This window comes from Desulfosoma sp. (assembly GCA_037481875.1).
GTDB lineage: Bacteria > Desulfobacterota > Syntrophobacteria > Syntrophobacterales > DSM-9756 > Desulfosoma.
The window spans coordinates 125087-148040 of record JBBFKY010000002.1; the positions used below are offsets into that span (position 1 = coordinate 125087).

Consider the following 22954-nt stretch of genomic DNA (forward strand, 5'->3'; position numbering starts at 1 on the left):
GGGAAGGCCCCCTTCAGGCAGGTCCATCGAGTAGGTCACGCAAGAACCTCTATCGCCGGCATCTGCTGAACGCACGGCATCCGTGTGGTTGTAGCCACAGGACCATCCCCTTTTTCATAGCCCCTAACAGCCGCGCCGAAGGCAGACATTTTCATGAAGGGGCGCACCGGCGTGGGCGTTCTAAAAACCTGCCCCGACGGCGGGTTCTGGGGCGGACATATGGGGCCGCCCTTGCAACGCTTTGGTTGCGAACCGAACAAGGATCCACCGTGACTCGGCGTTCATTTCGGGTCGGACATATGGGGCCTCCCCTACAGAATGAAGGTGAAAGAACGGGTCTGCCTCTCCAAAATGTCTGGGATCTAGTGTTTATGCCCGCGTAGGTTTGAAGCATGGCAAGGTAGGGGTTTTACTGATGGCTTTTTTCTTGATGCGCAGAAGTCCTGGGCTCTTGTGAAAGTACATGTGCGGAGAATCCACACCAAGAGATCGAAAAAGACTTTCGATGGTATCAAAAAGCACGAGGCGGTCCGGATAAGTAAAAGTCTTTTCGGCGGTTCGTAGTTCTTGCCAAAGTTCGGCGGCTTCGGGCCGGGCTGAAAAGACCAAATCTTTGACTTCTTCACAATAAAACATGGCGCATGAGATAGGAGGCAGTTTCCACACACAACCCTCGGGCCCCAAATACACGCAGCGGTCGGAGCGGTAAGGCCTAAGGAGAGCTTCAAAAAGCTGCTCCCTTTCGTGGGCTTTTGAAAGAATATAAGTGATCACCTGGTCTGCAAAAAAGGTAAAAATACTTTCAAAACCGCAGCAAGCGCTTCGATGTGTTTCAAAGCAAAGGGACACGCAAGAACGCTCAAAAAACCTTTCATGAAAGACGCGCAGTTTTCGTCGAAAAACGAGATAAGGCTCTAGGTCCGAGCGCAGTGCAGCCACTCGATCTTCCGATAAGGCATGCATGGTCGCCTCAATGGCCTTGAAGCTTTTCCACTGGTCCCGGTTGTATTCGCTCATGAAGCACGCTATGGTTTAAAAACATGTTTTACGCCCATGTCACCACACACGCACCTGGAAAGAAGGAGGGCACATGATGGCGTCTGATGTTTGGATCAGCTTTATTACCGTGAGCCAAGCCGATGAAGCCTATTCCATAGCCAAAACCGTGGTTGAAGAAGGACTGGCCGCCTGCGTGAACATCATTCCTGCCATCCGTTCCATTTATCTGTGGAAAGGCGAAATTTGCGACGACCCTGAATACCTTCTCATAGCCAAAACCACACGTGACGTTTTCCCGCTCTTAAAAGCCCGTGTCAAGGCCTTACATAGCTATGAAGTTCCAGAAATCATCGCGGTACCGGTGCAAGACGGCCATGAACCGTATTTGGCATGGGTGGCGGAATGCACCGGGAAAAAATGCTCATAACAGAATGGGCAAAGGCTCCGGGCTTGCTCCATCTGGATCTTGAATGCCACGCAGCCCGACAAATCCTACAAGTTGCCTGAAGAGGGGATTGATTAAATCAGCCGCCGACTTCTTGGTCCTTCGAGCGTTTCCGAGAACTTGAAATACCGAGGTCTTTGTTGCCGTTTCAAGGTAGGGGCGAGGCGGCGCCTCGCCCTTTTAAGCTTGAAACCGAATTTTTTGTTGCAGGCGAAAACCTTTGGGCCGCTTTTAATGCAGGCAGCATGCCCGCCTTTCCAAGCGAGGTGTGGTGTTGCACAAGCCACGAACGAAAGAATGATTAGGCGGGGGACACCTCTTGAAAACCTTCTTTGGAAAGAACGGCGAAGCGATACGGCGGCCCCACTTCCTCTTTATACCAGCTGAGGGATTCCATGGCCGAACGTACTTCCTTGAGCACCTCCTGCACCGCAGCACCTCTTTGCGCCATTTGGCTCAGTCGATATTCCAAAGCCATACGTCGAGGCACCGTAAAAGCATGGCGAATTTCCTCACCGTCCAACTGGGGCTGCTTTTTTTTAGTCCAGACAAGATAAAGCTTGAAAGGATTTTCTGAATCCTGCGCAGAGATGCCCGCTAGGATGAAATGCACCTGATGGATGGGATCCACTGGAACCACGCGGCACATTTTGCGCAGAAATTCGTTGTACTGGGAGGCAAGAAAAGACAAGGCCGCCGGGTAAATGTCGGAGATGTCCTGAAGTTTTTCCTCCATGACAAAGCGGCTTAACAACCGAGCCATCTCGGCTCCTTCCGGCGCTCCGCCGGCCGCCACAGCGGCTCGAGTTCCCAGGGGATGGAGCCATTCCACCGTGCTGTGGACCACATTTCCTTGGGCATCCACATCCACCGCTTTGGCGTCAACGCCCAGGATAATTCCTTCCCGAGTGACACAGGCGATAATCTGGGACATACCGTTCCTCCTTGTGCCATTGAGCATAAAATTGTTGCAATCCCTCATAAATCTAGGTTATCAGGAAAAGCACCGGAAAAACCTGCGCATCTCAGTGCCAGTTTAAGCAGGAGCCATGAAATGATCAAGAAGTGGTGTCCCTGCACTTTCCTTTTGTTCTTGCTCTTTATGGTCTTTACGACAGTAGCGCACAGCCGAACGGTTCGGGTCTGTTTCTACGAAGGGTTTCCCCTCTCTTTCCGCGATGAGGCTGGTCGGGCTTCAGGTCTTTTCAGTGAGCTTCTGAACGAAATTGCTCGAAGAGAACAATGGTCCTTGCAGTATCGTTACGAGGTCTGGGAAAATTGTTTGAGAGCCCTTAAAGATGGCGTCGTGGATGTGGTGCCTGCCATTGCGGAAAGCCCGGAGCGGGCCCACTTCTTCCGGTTCAGTCGTGAAACTGTGTTGGTCAACTGGGGTGTGTTGATTACCGCCAAGGGCCGATCCATCGAGAGCATTACGGAGCTTCAAGGAAAAAAAATCGCCGTTCTCAGTGAGGATGTTTACGTACCACCATTGTTGGAATTGCTCGATCGTTTTCAAATTGAAGTCGAGCTAATAAAAACATCCTCATACGACGCGGTTGTGGCCATGGTGGAAAGCGGCCAGGCGGACATGGGGCTTACCAACCGAATTTATGCGACTTTTTCCACAGCAGGCCGCAATGTTCAGAGCACTCCGGTGGTGGTGCACCCTGTCGAGATCAAATTTGCCGGCTCGATGAACGACTCCTTCGATCTTCTTGACAGCGTCGATCGACATATTCGCGAATGGAAAGCAGATGCCGATTCTTTTCTCTATCGAGCTCTATCCCACTGGTTGCAAACCCCTAAGGAAGCCTCGCGCGCAGGAGTCCCGCAGGCATATCTCTACACGGCCTTGGCAGGAGTTCTGATCTTGGCGACTCTGGCCTTTGTGCTCCGGGCTCGGCTTCGCCGAAAGCTGCACGATATAAAGGAGGTTACCGGTTGTCTTGAGGACGTGGCCGCGCAACATCGAGCCATGCAGGCTGCCTTGGCCGAGGCAGAAAATTGGTACCGAGCGGTTTTTGACAAAGCGGACGATGCCCTGATGATTCTCGATGAAAAAGGGACTATTCTGGAATGCAATGCCTCCGCATGTCGCCTCTTCCAAGCCACGAAGGAACAGCTCATTGGTAAAACACCCATGGATCTCTCCTCGAAAATTCAACCGGACGGTAGCCTATCCCATAAGAAAGGGACTGATTTGTTGCAATCTACCTTGGCGGGGTGTCCGCAAAGGTTTGAATGGCTACATGAGACCCTAAACGGTGGCCTTATCAACGCCGAAGTTCAATTGAGTCTTGTGTTTCAATCCGGAGAGGCGCGTATTCTGGCCTGCGTAAGAGATGTGACGCAAAAAAAGGCCTTAGAGCTGGAACAAGAAAAACAGCGAGAATACTTGCAAACGGTTCTTGATGGAATTCCGATCGGCCTTTTTGTGATCGATCTTCAGGGAAGAGTGGTTTTTTGGAACAAGGTGTGTGAGACGATGACCGGAATGTCTCAACGGGAGGTCTTAGCAAGGCCTTTAAATCTGGAGCCGATTTTGGAAAGGAAAAATCTGCCTATTCCCGCGCTACTTCTCCTGGAAATGACGCCGCAGGAGCTTATTCAAAAACATCCCAAATGGAAAGCACAGCCGTTGCCTTTTCATTCGGAAGGGCTGCAGTTGACCGGGAAAATCGTCTTTCGTGGCCAAGAAAGGTATACGAGTATCGTGGCTGCAAGGCTTAGAGATCGGCAGGGGAAACTACTGGGAGTGGTGCAATGCGCAAGGGATATCACTCAGGAAATCCAAATGCAAAAACAGCTGTTACATTCCCAAAAAATGGATGCCGTGGGAAAGTTGTCTGCAGGCATTGCTCATGATTTTAATAATATCCTTACGATCATTCTCGGCTGCTGTGATCTCATGAGAAAAAAATCCGATCTGAACGGTGCTATCAAAAAGCGTGTGGATGAAATCGAAAAGGCTGCCGAACGGGGTTCCAGCCTAACCAGACAGTTGCTGGCATTTAGCCGAAAGCAGGTCATGCGTGCCGCGCCTCTTGACCTGAATCTGCTCGTCAAGGGCTTCAGCCCTATACTTCGCCGTGCCGTGGGAGAAGACATCGAGATCACCCTACAGCTTAGCCCGGATCTGTGGGCAGTCATGGCGGATCCTATGTTTATCGAGCAAATCCTTCTGAACCTGGTCATTAATGCTCGAGACGCCATGAAGGGAGGGGGCCGCATCACGGTGGAGACTCGCAATGAGGCTATTGTGGAACCGAGAAATGCCGGGCTTTTTGTCATGCAACCCGGTGAGTATGTGTGTCTTCAGGTGCATGATACCGGGCACGGAATTGACCCGGAAATTCAACATAGAATTTTTGAACCTTTCTTTACCACAAAACCCGAGGGACGAGGCAGCGGCCTTGGTCTGGCTACTGTCTACGGCATCGTCAAACAGCTTGGAGGCTATATTCTGGTGCAAAGTTCCAAGGGCCAAGGAGCGACGTTTCAAATCTTGCTCCCTCGAACCACACTCCAAGCCGACAACTTCTTCATAGCAAGGCAGGAACGCCTTCAGGATTGGAGGGGTTCGGAGACCATCCTTGTGGTGGAGGATGAAGAGCCACTTCGGGCCATGATTGAAGAGGTTTTGCGCGACAGAGGCTATGATGTGGTAACGGCGTCTTCGGGTAGGGACGCATTAAAAATTTTGGAAAGAGCACCCAAAGTGGATCTTGTGGTGACCGATGTCGTCATGCCGGAAATGAACGGGGTGAAACTAAGCCGTTGGCTTGCTGAATTCATGCCATCTGTCCCGATTCTTTTCATTTCCGGTTATACAGATGATCAACTGGCCCATCGAGGGATTCTTTTGCCTGATGTGCATTTCCTGCCTAAGCCCTTTAGTTCAGAAAAACTTCTTCACATGGTTCAACTGGTTCTCAACCAAAAAAGAAATCGATCAGAATGAGGGCTGGTAACAAAAAAGAAGCCGAAGGCTTTTCCTTCGGCTTTGCACCCTGATATGGTCGGGACGACTGGATTTGAACCAGCGACCTCTGCGTCCCGAACGCAGCGCTCTCCCAAACTGAGCCACGTCCCGCCGGAGGTTCTTTTAGCAAAACCCCGCCCTTCTGTCCAGCCTTTTCCAGGATTCGGGCGGAGGACAAGAAAGTCTTGGAGCGAAAGATCTTGGAGCGGGTACATGGCGTCGCCTCTAGGACTCTCTGATTGTACAAAGGAGATGCCTTGTTCGGGCGTACGGCCCGCACAATAAACGGGCCCAAGGGTCTTTGTTTTAGGGAATGCCCCGGTTTCGGGTTTGGAGAGGCAAGGCGCCGCCTCACCCCAAGTTTCGAATGGCATTTGATGCAATGGTCTTTATCGTTCTTGGACAGAGGCCTAGCCTCGCGCCTCTCTCTGGTGCTATAGAAACAGACGAAAGTTTGTCGCAAAACGGTTCGTGGCTGTCGGTCTGTGTCGGTGAAAAGCGTGCGGTCAATGTGTATGAACGGTTTCAGGGATAGCGACTTCGAGGCAAGGCTTGATTTTTGTCGGTTCGATGGGAAAGGTTCCGGGCAGCAGGAGCCTCCAGCGGCCACGCATCATGATGAGGAAGTCCTTACGGTGCAGGAACCTGGACGGGACTTTCATAAACCCAGCATGGATGAAAGCGCCTCGACGGGTACTCGGGAAACAGAGCAATTCGCCACAGAAGACAGTGCCACAAGTCGGGGCAGCGAGGCGAGTTTCAGCAAATTGGTGGTGGAGGTTCCTCGAATGCCCCATGAACCCGGCGTTTATCTTTTTAAAGATGCCAAAGCGCATGTCCTATACGTCGGCAAGGCGCGAGATCTGCGAAAGCGGGTGGCCAGCTACTTTCGCGCTGCAGAAAGCCTCCCTGTTAAGACACGGGCCCTGCTCAAAAACGCCTCCCACCTGGAATTTGTTGTCACCAGAAACGAAAAGGAAGCTTTGCTTCTGGAATCGAGTCTCATCAAGCGCTACCGGCCTCGATACAATGTGGTTTTGAGGGATGACAAAAATTACCCTGCCCTGAGGCTGGATCCTCGAGAACCTTACCCTCGACTTTCCGTGGTTCGTCGGTTTGAAAATGACGGAGCCCTCTATTTCGGTCCATATCATGCGGCTCATGCACTAAGAGAAACCCTCAAGGTTCTTCACCGAGTGTTTCCCTTGCGCTTATGCAAGTCGCCCAAACTGATGCCTCGGGATCGCCCATGCTTGAACTACTCTTTGGGACGATGTCTTGGTGCATGTGCCGGAAAAGTGACCCAAGAAGAATACCGGCGTATGGTGGACGAGGCGATTCTGTTTCTTCAGGGCAAAACGGACAAGCTTCAGAACCTGCTTCGAGAGAGAATGCAGCAAGCCGCCGACGCTTTGGATTTTGAAAAGGCGGCCTATTATCGAGACCGGTTGCACTTCATCGAAGAAATTCAGGAATCGCAAAACATCGTCTCGAACCGCCTCCTGGATCAGGACGTGCTTGGTTTTGCGGAGGAAGAAGACCGCTGGACCGTGGTGGTGCTATTCGTTCGCCGAGGTGCCGTGGTAGGGCAAAAAACGTATCATTTGGAAGAGGTTTCGGGCGAACCTCCGGACATCCTGGCTTCCTTCGTGCAACAATTCTACGGGGAAGGACGTTGGATTCCCGATGAAATCCTCGTTCCCATGGAACTGGAAAGCCACGAAACCTTGGAAGAATGGTTGACAGAAATTCGAGGGAAAAACGTGCGCCTGTGGGCTGCACAACGTGGTAGGCGTCGAGCTTTGCTGGATCTCGCCATTAAAAACGCTCAAGAACATCACCGCAGCTCCCTTCGCCAAGACGATCTCTTCGTTGAGGTTGCGGCGCGGATCATGGAAATCTTTCACCTACCTCGCCTGCCCCGTCATATCGTGTGCGTGGACGTTTCGAACACTTCAGGACGTCATGCCGTGGGCTCAGCGGTCACTTTCGTGGACGGAAAACCTCGCCCTTCCCTTTATCGTCGTTTTTCCATTAGCACTGTATCAGAACCCGATGATCCGGCCATGATGGAAGAAACTGTGGACCGACTGCTAACCGCTCGGCGCCGCCCTTTTGAAACCATTGATCTTTTGGTCCTGGACGGCGGAAAAAGTCAACTGAACCGAATTTGCCGGCTCTTGGAAACCAAAGGTCTTGACCAAAAGCTCCCTGTTTTAGCTTTGGCCAAAGAAAAAGATAAGGATGTGGGACCGGAAGGCCGCGGATTTTATGAAAAAGTCTATGTTCCGGGTCGAAAGAATCCTGTTTTTTTATCGAGACATCCCGAAGTGCTTCATTTTTTCCAGCGCATGCGAGATGAAGCGCATCGGTTTGCCGTCAGTGGATACAAACACCGTCATCGCAAAAAACTACTGAGTTCCATTCTGGATGCCGTCAAAGGTTTGGGTCCGAAACGTAAACAGATTCTTTTAGCCCATTTTGAGGATATGGAAAGTTTACGGCACGCGACCCTAGACGAACTGATGCGCATTCCCGGCATTCCTGAACCCGTGGCTCGAAACGTCATGGAGCATTTTCAAAGAGCACAACCTTCCGACACATGAAGAGAGGTTCCTTGAGCCAAGGGGCGGATCCCAAAACGGTGCTTATTTCGAGAGGAGCTTCACGGAATCCGTGCATCATCGGCAGTGAGCCGCAATAGTCTTTCCGCCATCTTGCGTAAATCCTTATCCTTCAGGGAAGCGACGAAAACCTTTTCAGCCTCCGTGAGTTTCCTCAAGGGAGGCTTTTTTTTCTTCTTCCTTGCTTTCTTGGGCGCCAGCTTCTGAAGCTTTTCGTAATTGGCGTCCAACTTATCGGCAACTTCTTCGATTTCTCCTACACGAATTCGAATCTCCGTAATGACGCGACGACCCCACTGTTCATTGATGCGGCGTAACAGCGCTTCCTTGTTCAGTTCCAGATGATGTTTCCAGACACTGTCCCGAGCGATAATGACCAAACACCCGTTCTTCAGAGATCGAGGTGTACAATGGCGCGCCACACTTTCTCCGACCAGTTCCTTCCAATCCCCGAGAGGTTTGCTGGCAAACGATGGTTGTTGCGCCAGCACATCCTTGATGAATTGTCCGATAGGAACCGGTTTGTGAAGAGACACCCTTTCCCGCGAACCCTCCAGCATGCTTGCAATGCTCCTACCACTGTGTTATGAGTGAGAAGTTTTTCCGAGGGCCCCCGTAGCTCAGGAGGATAGAGCACAGGATTCCTAATCCTGGTGCCGCAGGTTCGAATCCTGCCGGGGGCACCAAGATGAAAACGAAAGATCCTCTTCATCGAATACTTACCGTCGTGAAAACAATAGCGCCCATTTTCCAGAATGCGCAAGTAAAAGTCGCCGTTACTCATAAGGATGCCGCGTGCGTTTCAAAGCGCCCATGAGGAGTGTTTCCGAGAACTCCCGGCACCGAGGTCTCCAATGCCATTTCAAAGCAACGGCGAGGCGGCGCCTCGCCCTCCAACAACAGGCATTATTACCTGGGCGCCTAGGCCTGCAGGCATCTCGTTATGCGGGGATCACCCTAGCGCTCGTCGCTAAGAATCCGTTCTCGGACAACCTCTCGGGAGCATGTAGGGAATCGAAAAGCTAAGGTGATTGGTCTAGCTAACGCTAAGCCTGTTTGCCACCGCGCCAGGCATTGATATTGGTCTGAATTTCTTCATTAAATGTGTGCTATTTCACAAAAGGCGATGGGGTCTGTCTTCATCGTCCCTTTCCCTTGGATGTGGAGATGGGGACTTGTCAATGATTTTGGAACAGAAGCAAAACATCGCGAACCCAAGGAGCCCTCGACATTCCTTCGTCGGCATCCACGGCGTGGGTCGATTATCGTAGCAAAAATTTTCCTCAAGTTTTTTCTTCAAAAAGCCGAAGATCATCCTGAGCAACGAACGAAAGCTCCTTGAGGCGTCAAAGCGCCTCTTAGAAGTCCGCAACAACATTGACGCAATCACAAGAGTGGAGATGAGAGCATGGCGCGGGAGACGGAAATCCTGATCTTGCTGGTGGAAGATTCTTCGATCACACGAAAAATGGAAATCAAGGTCCTGAATTCTCTCGGCTATACAAGTATTCTCGAGGCAGAAAACGGCCGGGAAGCTCTCCGCATTCTTGAGGAAAACCCTCGCATCGCGCTGGTGATCAGCGATTGGAACATGCCCGATATGGGTGGTTTGGAGTTGGTACGGGCATTACGCTCCCAGGAGCGGTACCGTGAGCTGCCTTTTATCATGGCCACAGGCCGGGCGCAGATGAAAGAACGCATGGAAGCGGCGGAAGCCGGGGCCAACAACGTCATCACTAAGCCCTTTGCGCCTCAGGAACTGCAAAAGGCTATCGAGGATACACTGGCCGGGAAGACTTTGAGGGATCGAAAGTGCACCCAGGATCGGTGCATCGAGTTGACGGAAGCCGGCAAGGTGAGGCTCAAGGTGGCTCACATTCAAATCACGGATCATTTGACATTAGGGGTGGTCAAGCGCTTTATTGAAAACGGAGCGCAGACTCCGCGCCATTTTGAACTCGAGACCTTGTGCATGAGCAGCTGGAACCCGGTTCAGAAAGCTCTTGCGGAAGGCGAAGTGGATGCGGCGTTTGTGTTGGCCCCTTTGGCCATGGATCTTTTTGGCTACGGGGTTCCTTTGCGCATCGTTTTGCTGGCGCACAAAAACGGAAGCATCGCCGTACGCCGAAAAGCTTCGGGACAATCGATCGTGAACATGTTGAAAGGCAAAACTTTTTTTATTCCCCACGAATTGTCTATTCATCACATTTTTTCCCACATGTTTTTCAAGGGCTTAGGCTTGAATCCGGGTATTGCGGGACAGCCTGGTTGTGATGTGATCTATGAAGTGGCTCCGCCTGTGAGGATGCCCGATTTCCTTTCGGAGCAGCCCGGAGCCTGCGGCTTCATGGTGGCTGAACCCATCGGGACCAAAGCCATTGCCGCGGGTATCGCCGACGAACTCTTTTTGTCGGGGGAATTGTGGGAGAATCATCCGTGCTGTGTTGTGGCGGTGCGCGATGAAATCCTTCAGGAGCACCCGCAAGCCATGCAGGAGCTGGTCGGGATGCTTGTCCAGGCCGGCAAGTTCATTGCCAACAACCCGGAAGCCGCAGCGGAAATCGGAGTCCAGTTCTTGGACCCTCAAGGCACCCTGGGACTAAAAAAGGCCATCCTTAAAAACGTGCTGACAGATTCCATGGGAATTAAAACAGACGATTTGCTGCCGAACACCGACGATTTCGTCAAAATACAGGACTATATGGTGGATCAAATGGGTTTGGGATCCCGAGTGGATATCAGCCGATTGTTGGACCTTCGCTTTGCTGAAAGGGCCTGTCGTGAGACCGGAAGCCTGGTCCGCCGTTCCATTTTACACGATGCAAGCATATTTGCTCGAGCGAAGGTAGAACTTCTCGAACAGCACGGAGGCTCCACCAACAAGGCGAACCTGGATCGGGAAGGCCAGTATCTTATATTTCACCTCATGGATCAGACTTACGGTGTGGATGTCTTGTCTGTAAGGGAAATCGTCGGGATGAAACCCATTCGATCGGTACCCGAAACCCCGCGATCGTTCAAAGGGGTGGTCAACTTGAGGGGCCAGGTGATTCCTATTGTGGATCTTCGACTGAAATTTGGTCTTCCAGAAATTCCCTACCACGATCGGACCTGTATCATCATTTTGGAGATCCCTCAGGCAGGGCGCTTTATTCATATCGGTGTCGTGGTGGACACGGTATCTCATGTGGAAAGTATCAAAGCAGGGCACATTGAAGATGCGCCAGCCTACGGTTTGGGAGCCCCTTTGGAATACATTTCAGGTATGGCTAAACACGGAAACAGCGTGAGAATCCTGCTGAATGTACACCGTCTTTTTTCCGATCAATTAAACGGACTCTCTACGGTGATTCATGAAGTGCGCTCAAAGGCCGCTTGACAGGGCTTTCGGTATGAGACGGCGGCGGCTTTTCCTTTGGTACGGCGCTGGAAAGAGGAGCCGGCTTTATGTGACCTTCAGGGGCCCCTAGAGTCATGTCCTGCACGTTTGAAGAGCAGCTCTTTACAGTCATGTTAGTGATCTCGACGTTTACTAGCTTCCTTCGTCATGTTCGCGGGGGGCCAGGTCGCCTTTGAGGCGGGAGAGGATTTTCCGAAGGGCGACACGAGAAAGGCCGCTTTGCCGAGCGGCCTCGTAGATGTTCCCTCCGGTTGCCTGAAGGAGGTCCCGAACATAGTTTGCAGTAAAACAGGACAAAAGTCGAGCCTTGGCCTTTTTGTAGTAAGGCTGAATCCTTTTCATGGACTGGGAATTTTCCGGAATAGCTCCCGCTTCCACCAGACGTAAAGATTGCAGATCGATCACTTCTCCAGGACAGAACACCGCGAGGCGTCGCATCATGTTTTGAAGTTCACGGACGTTGCCGGGCCACTCTCGGTGTTTGAGCCATTCGATCACTTCAAGAGAGATATACTTTTCCTGCGTTTTCAGCTCATTACATGTTTTTTTCAAAAAATACTGAGCCAGCAGAGGAATGTCTTCAATACGTTCTCTCAGGGGCGGCACCGTGATGGTGAGGACATTCAAGCGGTAGTAGAGGTCTTCTCGAAAAGTGCGCTGAGCGATTTTTTCCTCAAGGTCTTGATTCGTCGAGGTGATGACTCGAACGTTGACCTTTACCACGCGATCGGCTCCCACAGGCTTGATTTCCTGCTCTTGCAGCACGCGTAGCAGTTTGGTTTGCACACTGTGAGGAATATCTCCTATTTCGTCCAGGTGAACGGTACCTCCGTTTGCCTGCAAAAACAGACCTCGTCGAGCCCGATCGGCCCCTGTGAAAGCTCCCTTTTCATGACCGAAAAGCTCACTTTCCAAGAGATTTTCAGGTAATGCCGGGCAGTTTACCGAAAGGAAAGGCTTGGCGGCTCTTGGTGAAAGAATGTGAATAAGCCTTACGACCAACTCTTTACCCGAACCTGACTCCCCTCGCACCAGCACCGGATAATCGTTTCGAGCGACCGCAGCCACCGAGTTCCTCAAACGCACCATACTAGGGCTTTCCCCGATAAGCGTGGTGCCTCCCGCTTCCAAGAGCTCTCGAAGCCTTGCGTTTTCCTTGGTCAACCGGCATCGTTCCAATCCACGGCGCACCACGCACAGAAGATGGTTCTTTTCCACCGGCTTGGTTAAAAAATCATAGGCACCCAGTTTGACGGCTTCCACGGCTGTTTCAATGGCACCATAAGCGGTCAGCACCACAGCCGCCATCTGTGGATACAACTCTAGAGCATGATCCAGCAAGGACATGCCATCCATGCCGGGCATGCGTAGATCCGTGATGAGAAGATCAGCACCGCGCGCTTTGAGCTCGGCCAGCGCTTCATGGCCGTTTGGAAGAGGAAGGCATTCCACATCAGGAAATTCAGCCGTGATGAGCCTGCAGAGTCCGCGGGCGAAGTCCATCTCATCGTCCACCACGAGAATACGAAAGCCCTCTCGCAGCTCTACTGGATTCACGGGGTCCACGGACATTGGGTCACACTCTCTTTCACGGTCGCCTTTCTGGGAATGAAAAGAATGAAACAGGCACCACCCTCTGGGTTGTTGCACGCCTCCACACGGCCGCCAAGTTCTTGAAGGTAACTGTAGACCAGACTCAATCCCAGTCCCACCCCTTTGCCGGGGCCTTTGGTGGTGTAAAACGGGACAAAAATCTGTGAAAGCTCATTTTCGTTCAATCCTATTCCGTTGTCTTTGACTGTCAGGACCACCTCATCACGAACCGTATCATGGTTAAGGGTTACCAGGATACGACCGCCCTGAGGGGGCAGAGCATCCAGAGCATTCAAAAGGAGATTGGCCATAATCTGCTCCAGCACCTGAGAGGACGCTTCCACCATCGGGTCGGATCCATCGGTTTCAAATTGGACCGTCGCCTTCTTCTTTTCCGCCTGCACGCTGAACACACGAATGATTGCCTGGATCGCAGCTCGAATATCGGTACTCCGGCCGTCTGTCACTTTCGGGCGTGCGAAGTCCAAAAGGTTACGCAGCACCTCGCGAGCCTGTCTTGTGTGACGAAGGATCACGTCCAAATCGGCGAGCTGTTCCGGCTTGGCGGACTGTTTGAGCAGTTCGGCGTAACAAAGGATCACTCCCAGCGGGTTATTGATTTCATGGGCTAGTCCTGCGGCCAGCTTACCGACTGTGGCCATCTTTTCCGAGCGACTCACCTGCTCAAGCATGCGACGCTGCTCGGTGACCTCGGTCACGTGCACAACCAACTGACGTCTCTCATCATCCTTCAGAGGATGCAAGCCAAGAAGAAAGACTCGGCCCGAGGCCAGCTTTACTTCCATGACTTTCGAGGCTTCGCGAGACGTGGCCTTTGAAAGGCTTTGGAGCCATTGCTGCTTTTCACCATCCAAAAGTAAAGGCAAAAGGTTTCCGTCCTCACAGCGGCCATCGGAGAGTTGCCGAGCCAACTCTCGAGCGGCGTTGTTTGTGACGATCACCGTCCCCTGACCGTCTAGCAAAAGCAGAGGATCTGAAATGCCTTCAAAGATAGACTGTAACTGGTCCGAATATCGCAGAAGGCTCTCAAGAGCCCATAAATACTCTGCGGCAATGCCGAGCTGACGCCCAAGAGCTCGAAGGATTTCCTGATCCTCGGCCCTAAAAGCCTCTCCTGGTTTTTTTTCCAGATACAGCAGCCCCTCGGGGTTTCTTTCTGAAGACTCCACAGAGATCAGAGCCACGTTTTGATCCACACGTATTCCGGACTGGGTCAGAATGTTCACGTAATCTTCAGGAAGCTTCGGCTTGGCAGCTCCGTCAGGCCAGAGGAATTGGTTGTGCGACGTGAAAGTGCAGGTGTAAGCGGCACGCTTCAAGGCAAAACGCCGACCCAGAAGAGGAAGGGAGCGCTGCCAGAGTTGCGACTTTGTCTGGCAGCGCGTGGCGGTATGGAGCAACTGAACGAAAAGCTCCACATCGGCTCTTCGTTCCAAGGATTCACGGGCGAGTTCTTGAGTCCGTTGGGCGACGCGGTCTTCCAAGGCCGCGGCGTATTCTTCCAGTTGAGCGCGGTTTTCGGCAATGTGCTGACCCAATTGGGCCACTCCCTGGATCATCGCCCCGATTTCATCGCGACTCTGAATTTCTCTCAAAAGCTCCTGTCCCTTGGCATCTCGAAGGCTGTTTTGCAGCAGTTGCATGAGATGGCGCAGATTGTCCGTGACCACACGTTTAAAGATGAACTGCGTGGATAGGAAAAAGAGCACGGCTCCCAAGGAAAAGATGGTGAGAGAAATGAGGAGGCGTTGCTTCAACTTTGCCGTGTGAGGAGATGTGGGAATTCCGATAAAATCGATACCGCCCACCTGGTTTTCAGTCCGGCCGAAACCTCGCTCTCCGTACTGCTGCAACAGTTCCGGCGGAGCGTCCTCCGATCGACCATGACAGTGAAGGCAACTTTGTTCGAATCGTACCGGCCGAGCCATCACATAGTGGTCGACATCGTTGAAGCGAATATGGCCCTCCCAAAGATGAAGATCGGGATGTTCACGAAAGAAGGCGATCAGTCCCCGTTCAATGTCGTTCGCCTCAAACTGTGGATTTCGAGCGTTCTCGGCGACGCGGCGGTAGAGAACATGTCCCAGCTTCTGACCTGTCTGTTCCATGACGGATCGTGAAATGAACGAAGAAGACATGGCTTCGATGACGAACTTATCGGGAAGTTCCCGATACATTCGAGGGCGAAGCGTTCTGCGAACATAATTCTGCACGGATTCAACCTGTCCGAAAATAATTTCCGCCTTTTCTTGGACCTCTCCTTCCAGAACGTTGCGCACCTGAATATAAAAACCAAAGGCGAGGATGGTGCCGATCAGGATGGCGGCCACGGTGAGGCCGAAGAAAAACTTGCTTTGTGTGGTATAAAAGTGAGGCAGTTTCATGGCGTGTCGATGATTCTCGTCTCGTGCGCTGGGGTTTAAGATATCACGGAAAAGCGTATTTCATGACCAGGCTCTTGGCAACACCTCAGTTCGCTGGGGATGAGTTGTGTGCGGCCTGATGTCCACCGGGACGAAGGTCCAAAGAACGAGCACTGGAGCCATCCATGCAGGGTTTGTTGTTGTCCATGGTTATAGCCGCCCTTTTGGGAGCGGCCTCGGTCCTTTTATTTTCCCTTGCTTGGATGTCGATTCTGGGAATGGTGGCGGCGGCGATTTTGTTCATGCGGGGCCAGATTTCGGGTAGGCGATGCCTTATGAGGATCACGACGAACCTCACGAGATGCGTTGGCTCTGCCCTAACCCTTATCGTAGGCTTTCAGTTTTACCTTGGGGTCCTGGGCCGAGGTGGAAGTCCGTTCGAACAAATGGCCTATCTGGCGGGCTGTCTCCCTATGCTCCTTCGCTTTTTCAAGCAGGTCTTCCAGCGCATCGACAGACTTTTTGATCTGGATAAAGACTAGTCTTGCACCATGGAACTTGAGCGTTTCACACCGTGAGGTCCAAAGCGAATGCTGCTGCGAGTTTCTACACCGGCATCGCCCGTAACCTCCACGTCCGTGTAAAAGAACATGCCTGTACGCAGATTGTGCTCATCAATCACTTGAGCTATCTGATCCATGGTGACGAAGGTTCGGTTTAAGGCAGGGCAGACAAGAAACATGAAACACCAGAAAAGGATCCAGCCTCCTAAAAAGGCCAGCCATTGCCGGGGTGCTCTTGCATTTTCCATAATTCAGTCCTCCTGCGTGGTTTTTGTCTTCATTGCCCCTCGAGGAGACTGAAATGATCTCCTCAAGGGGATGCCGGATGAAACCGCCTTTAAATCTTTGCGGTGATCTCCGGGAAAACCACGTAGAACATCAGGTATGCCATGGCCAAGGTCAGAGCGAGGTTGAAACTCTGACCGCAGACGTAGAGGATGACTGGCTTGCCGCCTTTGAAATAGTGAGCCAGCTCCCGAAAATTCGTAGCGAGACCGATGGAAGCAAAAGCCAGAGAGAAACACCAGCCTCGGGCCAAGCCTGTAAAACCGCGTAGCACTCCCTGGTCGAGCATGACGTAGCCTGCGTCGGATCCCAACTGTGCGTCCAAAACCGAAAAAAGAATAGAAGCGGCCAGAAAGCCCAACACGAACTTCGGAAAACGGTACCAAATTTCCATCCAGCTGACCCGTTGACCCTCCACACATTCAACTTTGGCGCACCAGTACACGGCGACTCCGAAGGCCGTCACGCCGATCAAGACATTTTGAATCATTTTGATGGTAGCGGCGACGTACAGCGCTTTGTCCGAAAGAAACGCTCCGGCTGCGGCTACGGCACCTGTGGCGTCAATGGTACCGCCCATCCATGCACCGCCAAGAATATGGGGCATTCCCACAGCTTTAATGAAGGCGGGCATGGCCACCATCATGATGGCCGTAAATACCAGCGAAATACCGATGGCCAGGGTCAATTCCTCCTTTTTGGCTCGGCAAGCGGCCGCGGTTGCAATGGCTGCGGACGTACCACAAACGCTCATATCGGCGGAAATCACGATATTGAGAGTTTTCGAAGGCATTTTGAGCACCTTTTGCCCAAAGATAAAGGTGGTAATAAGGACGATAGGAGTTACAACCCAGGCCACGAAGATACCCGGTATCCCGATGGCGACAATCTTTGAGAAAAGGACTTCAGCGCCTAGTAGGACAAGTCCGGTCTTGATGAAATACTCGACTTCTAACGCAGGTTTGATCCATTGCGGTGTTCCGATGGTATTGGCGATCAGCATGCCGATGGCGATAGCCCACACGGCGTATTCGACACCATAGTGTTTCATGGTGGCCTGACTCGCCAAACAGTAAGCCACGACACTAATAAGGAAGACCGCTCCAAAGCCCTTGAGGAAAGCAAAAACACCTTTTCCCATAAATTTAATGCCTATGGAAAAGAAGAGAGCCATCACGACACCGAGTCCGAGAAGCGTCGGAATCAGATTGTACGGCTTATGCTCCGTCTTAGCCTTGGCCTTGGAAGCGGCCGCATGAGCTTTTCGCCAGGCGTCGATCTTTTCTACGGCCGCAGCGTTCAACGCCGCATCTTGGAATCCGGCTTGAGCCGCAGCATTTTGAGCGGCCATGGCAACCGCCAAAGCGTCGGCTTCCTTGGCTTTGGCGGCTTCGTATTTCGGCATGTTGGCCGTATTGAGAGCATCGGCCCGCTCCTTGCTCATGTAAAAAGACTGAGTGATATCGGTGCTCCAATCTTTCGGGTGCGCCAGCCATTTCCTGAAAAACTTGCCAACCTCACTGTTGGTCGCCTTTAATTTCTTTTTGGCATCCTGAGCTTGGTACCATTCGATGGTCTTGAACGGCGCTCGGGAAGCTTCCGCCTCCATGATCGCATTGGATTTAGCGATGATCTCGTGCATTCCTTTAGGTTTTGCAGACCAAAAGGCAATAAGACCTGCGATCAGAAGAATGAATCCCAGCCAGATGGCCCAATAGTCTTCCTTTGTCCATAGGTCGGACCAGCTTGCTGTGGCTCTGTCCATAACGATTTGCTCGTTCTTGGATGTCGGCTCCATATTCCTCTCCTTTGCTTTTGGGTTTTCCTCTTTTGCGTGCCATCTTTTCAGTCAGCCGCCCCCAACTGGGCTCGGGCTCAGGCGCCGTTGACTCTCGCCTGCAAAGCAAATAGCGAGCCCCATAAGGCGATAATTGCTTAACCTATCGGAATACTTCTAAATATGTTCCATGCCGCGGGCTTGCTAGCGTATACCTGCCTTAGCATCTGCTAACAAAAGTTTGCAGTTTCAGGGCTTGGTTTAGAAGGTAATCCGGTCACCTTGAGCAGCGTCTTGTCGTCTTCCACTACGTTTGCCAAACGACAATGAGGTTGCTGCTGGCGTTGAGAAAGATGGGTGTGCCAGAGACGTGACAAAGAGATTTGGTGGGATTTTCAGTGAGCGGCACCATGAGCTTCCGGTCCAGGTGCGACTTTTTTCTTTTCGTGGAGACAACACCCATCGGGCAGGCCTACTTAAGAATATTTTTCAGTGAATGCGGAGCTGGAAGGTAAATCTGGAGGGGGATACGTCGATCGGCCCCATCAGGCCTTGCGTCGGCTTATTTTGACGAAGTTCCCAGAAATGACCAAATGGGTATTGGTTTCGATTGGCAAGAAATTTACAAGCCGGCTTTTTAATCAGAGCCTTGAAGGCTGTCCGAGAACTTAGATGGAACCGTTCCAGGTCAAGACGTAGGGGGCCAGGCGCGCCGTACCCCTACGTCTCAAGCCCATCTTTCCCTTGGGTTATCGTGCTTTTTGGCTGCACAAACGGCTGGGTGGATGTCCTTGCTTTCATAAAAAAACCATCGCCTTGTCTTATTCTCGAATAAGCTCTTAGGATCTCGTCCAAGCAGGCGAAGGACTGCTGCGACAATGCCGTTTTCGGCAGAGGCCAGGCGCCGACTCGCCCCTGCCTTGAGATGGCAAGCGATGCAACGGTCACTGTAAGTTTTCGGACAAACTCATGGTCTCTTAGAAATCCTGCAAATCCTCGTCAAAAGGAATGAGTTCTTGTGGTGAGGTCTTGTCGCTTTTGTTTAGCGTCGCAGGGTGAGCTTTGCCGTTTCCTGCCTTGGCCACGGATTTCGGCTCTTTCCGCGAAAACACTTTGTCTTTTGGCGAAGGGGGTGCTTTTTCTTTCTTCCAGGCTAAGCCTTTGATCTTGAGACCGTCGCCTCGCCTTCCCACGAGGGCCTGAAGTTCTTCCACCAGAGACTGCAATTGAGCCGCCTGAGCATTCAGTTCTTCCGCGGCGGAGGCGGATTCTTCAGCATTGGCCGCCGTTTGTTGCACCACTTTGTCCATCTCCGAGATGGCCGTGTTCACCTGCGTGATCCCTTCACTTTGTTCATGGGAAGCCGCAGCGATCTCGTTCACCAGTTCCGCCACCTTGATCACACTTTCATGGACTTGGGAAAAAGCCTGATTGGTGGCTTCCGTAAGATCCGCCCCTTGTTTCACCCGCACCACCGTGCCTTCGATGAGCTGCGCCGTGTTCTTGGCCGCTTCCGCCGCACGCATGGCAAGGTTTCGGACTTCATCGGCCACCACCGCAAAACCGGCCCCGGCTTCCCCCGCTCGAGCCGCTTCCACGGCGGCGTTCAGAGCCAAAAGATTCGTCTGAAACGCGATTTCATCAATGGTTTTAATGATCTTTTGGGTTTGTTCACTTGATCGTGTAATTTCTTCCATGGATTCCAAGAGCTCGACCATGCTGACCTTAGCTTTTTCTGCGGCTTTGGCGGCCTGTTTCATGAGTCCGTCGGCCTGAGCCGCATTGTCTGCGTTTTGCCGGGTCATGGAAGCCATCTCTTCCACGGCGGAAGAGGTTTCTTCAATACCTGCGGCCTGCTGAGAAGCCCCTTCAGCCAACTGCTGGCTTGCCGAAGCCACCTGACCGGCCGCCGAAACCACCTGTTCGGCGCTTTCCCCCAGTTCCTCCGAAGTCTTTCTCAGCACCGCGTTGATGCCGCGAGTGATGACGGCCCCGAGGAGAATGGCGAACCCAAGGCCGATCAGCGCCGCAGAAGTCATGAAGACTTTCATGCGTTCGGCAAAGGTGATGGAGTGCTCGGAGACGCTTTTCCCCACGTCTCGGTTGATGGCCACCACTTTTTCCAAGAGAGGCAAGGCGATGCGTTGTTTCTCGAGCACAGGCCCAAGCAATTGTTCTTCAAGGGCTGCCATGGTCGCATGCGCGTCATCGGCTATCTTGTTAATCCCTTCAAAGTGTTTGAAGACCTCTTCACGAGCCAGTCGAAAACGGTTTTCAACAAGCACGCGGGCTTCTTCGTTCCTTCCTGAACGAACCAATTCCTTGATTTCACGAAGGGTTTCGTGAAACAGACGATGAGGTTCCTGAACGGAAGCCAGGAGATTTTTGAGTTCAGGATTTTGCGTGGAAAACTGGGTAAGCCATTTTCCGAAACGACAGGCTGTATGGTCTTCACCGCCTTGGAACGATTTGCCCGTAAGGATCATGTCCAAAACTCGGGCTTCCAGATTCAGGTGATCTGCGGTGAACATCGAAATTTTTGATTTGAGCTCGTCAGGATCCTTGATTCCTAAGGCGTCAAAGCGCTTGGACATTTCCAGCGCCTTGTTGTTTTCCGCCTTCCAAGCTTCATGGGCCACCTTGAACTGTTTCCACACTTCGGCTTCTTCCGGAGTCTGCGGTAACGGCTCATAGATTTTCATGGCGCCTTGATAGGCCTCTCGAGCTTTGGCGATGTTTTCATACTGGCGCTGCCGGACCGCAGAATCCAGCCCTGAAATGGCCAAGGTTCGAAGACTTGCGCGAATGTCTTGCAGCTTTTCGGCCATGACCAAGGTCGCTTCCACACTGGGCAGTCTCACATGGCCCACCTCATTTAAAGCGCTGACAGCCCGAATAGCCGTAAAGTACGCCACGCCTCCGAGAACCGCCACAACCCCACACAACACCGCAAATGTCAAACCCAAGCGTTTCCCCACAGTCCATCGTCTCTGTTGCATCTCTTGCCCTCCTCTGTCTTTTGCATGTTTCAGGGTCTGCGTGCATGACGAAAAGTAAGATGCTTTGCCGATGCACCGCTTTTCCATCCTGCCCTATGATCGGCACAGAACGGACAGGACTTTAGAGAAAATGCGCTCAGTTTCGGTCTTTTTTTACCAGAAAAAAAGTTCTCTCGAGACAGAAGAAGGTTTCAGGCCGAAGGCAGCCCGAATTTCTTTGAGGACGGTTTGTTGCATGGCAGGAGGTCCGCACAGGTAAAAGCCCTGATCGGCTTGAAGTTGGCTTTTCAGGATTTCGGCTGTGATATGCCCTTTAAGGAATAAAACCCGCGGGCCATCTTCGGGATATCCGTTGGGGAAGGTTTCTCGACTGAGGACATGGACCACTTGAAGTGGCATAGTTTGAGCCATGGCGCTCAGCTCTTCCCGTGCGATGATATCTTTAAGGGTCTTGTTGGCATACAGAAGAACCGTGGGAACTGCTTGGCTGGTGACCTGAAAATGCCGCAACAAACTCAAAAAGGGTGTGATGCCGACTCCGCCCGCAATTAAGGCAAGGGATGAGTACCTGTTCACGTCGGCCAAAAACACGCCAAAAGGCCCTTCGTACAGGATACGATCCCCTGAAGACAGCCTATGAATCCGCTGAGTGAACGAACCGGTTCTCTTGATGGTAAAACGAAGCACTTGGTCTTCGGGAGGACCAGAGATGGTGAAAGGGTGCGGTTCACTGAACCCGCGCTTTGTGGCAAGGCGTAACAGGGCGAATTGTCCCGCCCGTCGAGGCGCCAATTTTCCCGTTTCTTTCAGGGGTCGAAGCCAAACAGAAACCGTATCATGCGTTTCCGGAACGATCTGCTCAACCTGGCATAAGATGCGACTTCCTCGAAGGATTTTTATCAACCGTCCAAGCGAAACACCCAAGAAAATTGACAGAAGAACAAGCCAAACTCCAAAGCGAAGTCCTTCTCCCATGGTGGTCCCTCGAAAGAGGGCATGGGCAAACGCTAAAGGAACAGCCCCATAAGCCAGGCCATGCAGAGGTTTCCACAGGATGAAAGGAACACGAAGAATCTTTCCCGACAGGGCCGCCATGGCGACAAGGAGAACCAGGAGAAGGGACATACGACCTACCGTCATTTCCCACACGGTGGAGCCGACAAGCGCCGACAGGGCAAGGTCTTTTCCTCCGAGAGCATAGAAGCGTACACCTTGAAAGGCCACATGACAAAGGAGCAGGCCGAAAGTGAGCAGCGCCAGGGGTCTATGAGTGCGGATCATTCGATCCAGTCCAATGAAATGTTCGACCACCCGAGTTCGACTTCCCAGCACCACGAGGACGACGAGAAAAACCAAGCCGTTTTGGGCGAGAATGGAACTCAACGCCGCAGCCCTATCGGCTGTTCCCATGGTTCCCATTTGCGGCAAGACAAAAGCTACCCATGAGCCAATGAGAAGCAAAGGCAGAAAAGCCCCGAGACCGATAAAGATTTTTACGGCTCGTCCATCCATCGCCCAAGCTTCAGCTTAGAGATCTTTTCCGGATTTCAGAGAAGAAAGGAAGTCTACGATAACTTCCTTTTCTGCATCGCTAACGCGCGCTCCATGCTTTTGCATCCGCGTCACATAGGCATGCCAGGTGTTTCGGTCGTTTTTGGGGATATGGTCTCGAACACGCGTGAGATTGTGGCATACGGTGCACCGACTTTGGACAAGCTGACGTCCTTCAGGGCTTCCCTCAACCGCTTTTGGAACCAAAAACAAAGATGATACCCATAGCAGTGAACATCCGACGGTGAGCGCGACTGTTTTGATCATGGCTTCTCTCCTTTTTGTAGAGGGTCATTGGGTGGTTCAAAGACAGTAGCTCTAGATAACCCATAAGAAACAAGGAGGTCCAGAA

15 protein-coding genes and 2 tRNA genes are annotated in these 22954 nt (G+C 52.2%); 6 read left to right on the forward strand and 11 right to left on the reverse strand.

What is annotated here, in order from left to right:
- Window positions 1-369: 369 nt before the first annotated feature.
- A complete protein-coding gene (locus WHS46_03440) occupies window positions 370-1017 on the reverse strand; it encodes a hypothetical protein (GenBank protein ID MEJ5347727.1) in 648 nt (215 codons plus the stop codon).
- Window positions 1018-1090: 73 nt separating this feature from the next.
- Here WHS46_03440 and cutA point away from each other — a divergent pair, with 73 nt between their 5' ends.
- On the forward strand, window positions 1091-1426 hold the full coding sequence (gene cutA, locus WHS46_03445; protein ID MEJ5347728.1) for a divalent-cation tolerance protein CutA: 336 nt from the start codon (window positions 1091-1093) through the stop codon (window positions 1424-1426).
- A 319-nt stretch (window positions 1427-1745) separates the two neighbouring features.
- On the opposite strand, the gene WHS46_03450 is transcribed toward cutA, so the two are convergent.
- Window positions 1746-2378, reverse strand: coding sequence for a hypothetical protein (locus WHS46_03450; GenBank protein MEJ5347729.1), 633 nt, complete (start codon window positions 2376-2378; stop codon window positions 1746-1748).
- Window positions 2379-2498: 120 nt separating this feature from the next.
- Between WHS46_03450 and WHS46_03455 the strand changes: the two genes are divergently transcribed.
- On the forward strand, window positions 2499-5405 hold the full coding sequence (locus WHS46_03455; protein ID MEJ5347730.1) for a PAS domain S-box protein: 2907 nt from the start codon (window positions 2499-2501) through the stop codon (window positions 5403-5405).
- A gap of 55 nt (window positions 5406-5460) precedes the next feature.
- Here the strand turns inward: WHS46_03455 and WHS46_03460 are convergent.
- Window positions 5461-5537: transfer RNA gene (locus WHS46_03460), tRNA-Pro, on the reverse strand.
- Window positions 5538-6061: 524 nt separating this feature from the next.
- On the opposite strand from WHS46_03460, the gene uvrC reads away from it, so the two are divergent.
- Window positions 6062-8032: an excinuclease ABC subunit UvrC gene (gene uvrC, locus WHS46_03465; GenBank protein MEJ5347731.1), complete on the forward strand. Its 1971-nt coding sequence runs from the start codon at window positions 6062-6064 to the stop codon at window positions 8030-8032.
- A gap of 59 nt (window positions 8033-8091) precedes the next feature.
- Here uvrC and WHS46_03470 read toward each other — a convergent pair whose 3' ends face one another.
- Window positions 8092-8610: a DUF721 domain-containing protein gene (locus tag WHS46_03470; protein ID MEJ5347732.1), complete on the reverse strand. Its 519-nt coding sequence runs from the start codon at window positions 8608-8610 to the stop codon at window positions 8092-8094.
- Between the two features lie 49 nt (window positions 8611-8659).
- Between WHS46_03470 and WHS46_03475 the strand changes: the two genes are divergently transcribed.
- Window positions 8660-8736: transfer RNA gene (locus WHS46_03475), tRNA-Arg, on the forward strand.
- Window positions 8737-9458: 722 nt separating this feature from the next.
- Window positions 9459-11429 (forward strand): chemotaxis protein CheW, encoded by a 1971-nt coding sequence (locus tag WHS46_03480; GenBank protein ID MEJ5347733.1) that lies wholly within the window; start codon window positions 9459-9461, stop codon window positions 11427-11429.
- A 153-nt stretch (window positions 11430-11582) separates the two neighbouring features.
- On the opposite strand, the gene WHS46_03485 is transcribed toward WHS46_03480, so the two are convergent.
- On the reverse strand, window positions 11583-13022 hold the full coding sequence (locus tag WHS46_03485; GenBank protein ID MEJ5347734.1) for a sigma-54 dependent transcriptional regulator: 1440 nt from the start codon (window positions 13020-13022) through the stop codon (window positions 11583-11585).
- On the reverse strand, window positions 13004-15448 hold the full coding sequence (locus tag WHS46_03490) for a DUF3365 domain-containing protein (protein MEJ5347735.1): 2445 nt from the start codon (window positions 15446-15448) through the stop codon (window positions 13004-13006). The genes WHS46_03485 and WHS46_03490 overlap by 19 nt, the downstream gene beginning before the upstream one ends.
- A 164-nt stretch (window positions 15449-15612) precedes the next feature.
- Here WHS46_03490 and WHS46_03495 point away from each other — a divergent pair, with 164 nt between their 5' ends.
- Window positions 15613-15969 carry a hypothetical protein gene (locus WHS46_03495; protein ID MEJ5347736.1) on the forward strand — a complete coding sequence of 119 codons (357 nt, stop codon included), beginning with the start codon at window positions 15613-15615 and terminating at the stop codon, window positions 15967-15969.
- Here the strand turns inward: WHS46_03495 and WHS46_03500 are convergent.
- The 5 genes from WHS46_03500 to WHS46_03520 form a co-directional block, all read right to left on the reverse strand.
- Window positions 15966-16238 (reverse strand): hypothetical protein, encoded by a 273-nt coding sequence (locus tag WHS46_03500; protein MEJ5347737.1) that lies wholly within the window; start codon window positions 16236-16238, stop codon window positions 15966-15968. The genes WHS46_03495 and WHS46_03500 overlap by 4 nt on opposite strands.
- Before the next feature lie 89 nt (window positions 16239-16327).
- The gene (locus tag WHS46_03505; GenBank protein MEJ5347738.1) at window positions 16328-18073 is read right to left on the reverse strand and encodes a putative sulfate exporter family transporter; all 1746 of its coding nucleotides are present in this window, start codon (window positions 18071-18073) and stop codon (window positions 16328-16330) included.
- Window positions 18074-19029: 956 nt separating this feature from the next.
- Complete coding sequence (locus WHS46_03510) at window positions 19030-21051, reverse strand: methyl-accepting chemotaxis protein (GenBank protein ID MEJ5347739.1); 2022 nt, start codon at window positions 21049-21051, stop codon at window positions 19030-19032.
- Between the two features lie 153 nt (window positions 21052-21204).
- On the reverse strand, window positions 21205-22563 hold the full coding sequence (locus tag WHS46_03515) for a ferric reductase-like transmembrane domain-containing protein (GenBank protein ID MEJ5347740.1): 1359 nt from the start codon (window positions 22561-22563) through the stop codon (window positions 21205-21207).
- Between the two features lie 15 nt (window positions 22564-22578).
- Window positions 22579-22869, reverse strand: a complete 291-nt coding sequence (locus WHS46_03520; protein ID MEJ5347741.1) for a hypothetical protein — start codon at window positions 22867-22869, stop codon at window positions 22579-22581.
- Between the last annotated feature and the right edge of the window lie 85 nt (window positions 22870-22954).